At 74.5% G+C, this 4,543-nt stretch carries 2 protein-coding genes and 1 pseudogene; all 3 read right to left on the minus strand.

Features of this window, described 5'->3' with window-relative positions; genetic code table 11:
- Positions 1-2,589, minus strand: a 2,589-nt coding sequence (locus tag DQW06_RS03165; RefSeq protein WP_117197929.1) for a polynucleotide kinase-phosphatase, incomplete at its 3' end; no start/stop codon positions are given.
- Positions 2,586-4,190, minus strand: a complete 1,605-nt coding sequence (locus DQW06_RS03170) for a 3' terminal RNA ribose 2'-O-methyltransferase Hen1 (protein ID WP_071622756.1) — start codon at positions 4,188-4,190, stop codon at positions 2,586-2,588. The genes DQW06_RS03165 and DQW06_RS03170, both read right to left, overlap by 4 nt.
- A 67-nt stretch (positions 4,191-4,257) precedes the next feature.
- A pseudogene (locus DQW06_RS03175) lies at positions 4,258-4,543 on the minus strand (transporter); the annotation flags it as partial.

Raw genomic sequence — 4,543 nt, forward strand, 5'->3', positions numbered from 1 at the left:
CCGCGGGTCGACCGGGACCGACTCCAGGGCCAGCACCGCGAACACCGGCTCGTGCACGCGCCACAGCGGTTCGCGCCGGGCGTGGCGGGCCAGCGCCTCCAGGCCCAGCTTGTGCTCGCGCATGGCCAGCCCGCTCTTGCGGCCCACGTTGCGGTCCTTCAGGACCGCCATCCGCTCGGGGTCGGTGTAGTCGGGCCCGTAGACGATGCGCAGGTACTCGGGCCCGCGCACCTTCAGCCCGGGCTGTGCCAGGCCCTTGCGGCCCGTGGCTCGGGCGCCCAGGAGGGGTTTGACCACCATCCCCTCGCCGCCGGTGGAGACCATGTCGGTCCACCAGTCGGCGGCCGAGGCGCACGCGCCCGGGTCGGTGGTGTCCACGACCCGGTAGCGGGTGGGGCGGACCAGCCCGCTGGCCTCGGCGAGCCGTTCGGCGACCGCCATGTGCCACAGGTGGTCGGCGTCCCCGTACTCGCGCCCCTCGGAGGCCAGCACCATGAACGGCGCGTACCGGAGCCCGGCGGTGCCGTCGGTGTCCCAGGAGTAGCGCCGGTAGACCCGGCTGAACTCCTCCACCTGCTCCGTCCGGCGCGCGACCCCCTCGATCAGCCCGTCCACGGGCACACCGCGCCCGGCCGCGGCGGCGAGCGCGATCCCGGCGGCGGGCAGGGCCGCGCGGGCGGCGGCGCCCACCGACGCGTACTGCTCGCGGATCAGCGTCCGGGCCTTGGCCGACCACGGCAGCATCTCCCCGTCCAGGGCGACCCAGTCGGTGCCCAGCCGGTCCCAGAGCCCGGCGTCGGTGACCGCCTGCCGCAGCTGGTCCACGACCCGCGCCTGGAGGGCCGGGTCGGAGAAGAAGGGCCGTCCGGTCCGGGTGTACACGGTGCCCAGCTCCCCGGGCACGAACCGGCGTTCGGCGGCGTCGGCGTCCCGGCACAGCACGGCCACGGCCCGCGACCCCATGTGCTTCTCCTCGCACACGACCTCGCCGATCCCCGAGCCCCGGAAGGAGGCGAAGGCCTCGTTCGGGTGCTCCAGCAGCCCGGGCTCGGCCGAGGTCGGCGCGGGCGCCATGGTCGGCGGGAGGTAGAGCAGCCAGCGCGGGTCCACCGCGAACCTGCTCATGACCTCCAGCGCGGCCAGGGTGCTGCCTCCGTCGGCGCGCACCAGGCCGTGCTCGGTCTCCACGAACATGCCCGTGCGGGTGTCGCCGACGCCGATGTCGGTGACGTCCACGGCGGCGTCGGGGCGCGTGGCGGGTTCTCCGTCCGCCGTGTCCGTCAGCGGCCGGGCGGGCTCGTACCAGGTGCGGCGCGCCAGCACGTCGACGATCTCGCGCTCGGGGTAGCGCAGCGCGGTGAGCCTGCCGCCGAACACGCAGCCGGTGTCCAGGCAGAGGGTGTTGTTGACCCACTCGGCCTTGACCATGGGCGTGTGCCCGTAGACCACGGCGGCCCGGCCGCGGTACTCGCGCGCCCAGGGCAGCCGCACCGGGAGCCCGTACTCGTCGGTCTCACCGGTGGTCTGGCCGTACAGGGCGAAGGAGCGCACACGGCCGGAGGCCCGCCCGTGGTACTCCTCCTTGAGCCCGGCGTGCGCGACGACCAGCGCGCCCCCGTCCAGGACGAGGTGGCTGACCAGCCCGTCGCAGAAGTCCAGCACGCGCCTCCGGAACTCCTCGCTCTCGCGTCCCAGCTGTTCCATGGTCTCGGCGAGGCCGTGCGTGAGCCGGGCCTTGCCGCCCTTGAGCACCCGGACCAGCTTGTTCTCGTGGTTGCCGGGCACGCAGAGGGCGTCGCCGTCGGCGACCATGCCCATGACCAGGCGCAGGACGCCGGGGCTGTCGGGGCCCCGGTCCACGAGGTCGCCGACGAACACCGCCGTGCGCCCCAGCGGGTGGCGGGCGCCGACCGGGCGCCCGAGGTCGTCGCGGGCCAGCTCGTAGCCGAGCGCGCCCAGCAGCTCCTCCAGTTCCTCGCGGCAGCCGTGCACGTCGCCGACGATGTCGAAGGGGCCGGTGAGCTCCCTGCGGTCGGGCCAGGCGCGCTCCAGTTCGATGACGGCGGCGTCGATCTCCTCGGGCCCCTGGAGCACGTGCACCTTGCGAAAGCCCTCCCGGCGCAGGTGCCGCAGGCTCTGGCGCAGGTCGCGCCGCTGGCGGCGGATGACGTGGTCGCCGAAGTCGCGGTCGGGCCGGTCCCGGTTGCGCTCCCGGGCCAGGGCCTCGGGGACGTCGAGCACGATGGCCGTGGACAGCACGTTGTTGTCCTTGGCGATGCGCACGAGTTCCCGGCGGGCCCTGCTCTGCACGTTGGTGGCGTCGACCACGGCGAGCAGGCCCCGGCGCAGCCGGATGTCCACGACGGTGTGCAGGAGCGAGAACGCGTCGGCGGTGGCGGCCTGGTCGTTCTCGTCGTCGCTGACCAGGCCGCGGCAGTAGTCGGAGCTGATCACCTGTGTGGGCGCGAAGTGCCGGGCGGCGAAGGTGGACTTGCCGGAACCGGAGACCCCGACCAGCACGACGAGCCCCATCTCGGGCACGCCGAGCACGCGCGGCTCGGCGGCCCCGTCCCTCTCGGTCGTACTCATCGGACGAAGACTCCCATCTGGGTCGGTGCGCCGGTGTCGGGGTGTTCGGGCCCGACCGGCAGGTAGCGGACGCGGTAGCCGTGCTTGTCGGCAACCCCGTCCGCCCACAGGGTGAACTCGGCGCGCGTCCACTCGAAGCGGTGGTCGCTGTGCCGGAGGGCGCCCTCCTCCAGCCCCTCGTAGTGGGTGTTGTACTCGGCGTTGGGCGTGGTGACCACGACGACGCGGGGCCGGGCGGAGCCGAACACGCTCTCCTCCATCGCGGGCAGGCGCGAGGGGTCGATGTGCTCGACCACCTCCATGAGGACGGCGGCGTCGTAGCCCTCGAACCTTTTGTCGCGGTAGACGACCGAGCCGACGAGCAGTTCCGGCCTGCGGCCCGCGTCCCCGCGGTCGCGGGCCGCGACGGTGTCGGAGAACAGGGGCCGGTGGCGGTCGCGCCCGCCCGGGTCGCAGCCCCTGCACACCCTGCGGTGGGCGCGTTCGAGGCTGACGACGCTGACGTCCACGCCGGTGACGCGCTCCAGGGAGCGGTCGCGCACCAGGCGGGTGAGCAGCTGTCCGGCGCCGCAGCCCAGGTCGATGACGCTGGTGGCGTTCTCGGCGGCCAGCACCGCCATGACCGCCCCGGCCCGCTGTTCGGCCAGGCTGGGGGCGCGCTCCTCCAGGGGCGGCGCCGCGGAGGCCTCCTCGACCCCGGGGTCGTCGCCCTCCCCGTCCCCGGTCAGGTCGTCGGCCTCGGCCAGGCGGGCCAGCGCGGTCCGCACGTAGCCGTCGCGGCGGTTGAGGTAGCGGCGGACGATCCAGGAGCGTTCGGGGTGCCCGGCGAGCCAGCCGGTCTCGGCGGGCCCGTCGCTCTCGGCGCTCACGGAGGGCCCGTTGCCCACGGTGGGCTCAGCGGGCCCGTCGGTTCCGTCGCTGTCAGCGGGCTCACCAGCCGCGCCGGTCCCGGCGTCACCGGCGGCGAGCCCACCGGCGCGCAGCAGCTTGTCCACCTCGCTGCGGTCCACCCAGTAGTGCTTGTTGCCGTCCAGGACCGGCAGCAGCACGTACAGGTGGCTGAGCGCCTCGGACAGCCGGACGGTGCCGGTGAGGGTGAGCGACAGGTAGTGGGAGTCGCCCCATCCGGGCAGCCCGGGGTCGAGCGGGACCGGTTCGGCCTCCACCGCCCACCCCAGGGGCTCGAACAGCGACCGCACGCGCTCGGCGCCGCCCCGGCAGGGCACCGCGGGCATGCGCAGCTCCAGCGGGATCGGCGTGCGCGCCAGCTCGGGGCGCTGCCTGCAGTCCCCCCGCAGCGCGGAGCGCATGACCCGCCCCAGCGCCACCGTGAACAGCGACGACGTCGCGTAGGGGCGGTCGTTGACGTACTGGGCCAGTGCGAAGTCGGGCGTGCTCACCGACGTGCGCGTGCGCAGCAGCGCCTGCGCGTCGACGTCGAGCATCAGCGCGGCGGTGCAGCGCTGCTCGGTGGCCTCGGGGTAGAAGACGTGGGCGGTGCCGAAGGACTGCTCGAAGCTCTGCGCCCTGTCGGGGTGCTTGTGCAGCAGGAAACCGAGGTCCGTCGCCGGGTTCGCCGTGGTCGTGATCGTCAGTAGCACCCGTGCATTGTGGCCGAGCCCCCGCGGCCCTGGCGAGGGCTTTTCGGGCGCCGGGGCACGTGCGCCCTCAGGATCGGACGGCGCGGGCGGACCGGCCGCGGACGACCAGCGCCGCGGCGACCAGCGTGACCGCGAGGATGAGCGCGTTGGCGGCGACCAGGCTCCACATGGATTCGAGCACGGGGTGCAGGAACGAGGTCCGCGGCACCCGGTCGGCCGCGCCGGGCCACACGGTCCACACCCCGACGGCCAGCAGCAGGTACACGGGGGCGCAGATCAGCGCCGTGATCCCGGGGCGGGGCAGGCGGAGGGCCCGGGCCAGCGGCCAGGCCATGACCGGGGCGAGGGGGAAG

Origin of the sequence: Nocardiopsis sp. TNDT3 (assembly GCF_003427465.1) — a bacterium.
Taxonomy (GTDB): Bacteria; Actinomycetota; Actinomycetes; order Streptosporangiales; family Streptosporangiaceae; genus Nocardiopsis; species Nocardiopsis dassonvillei.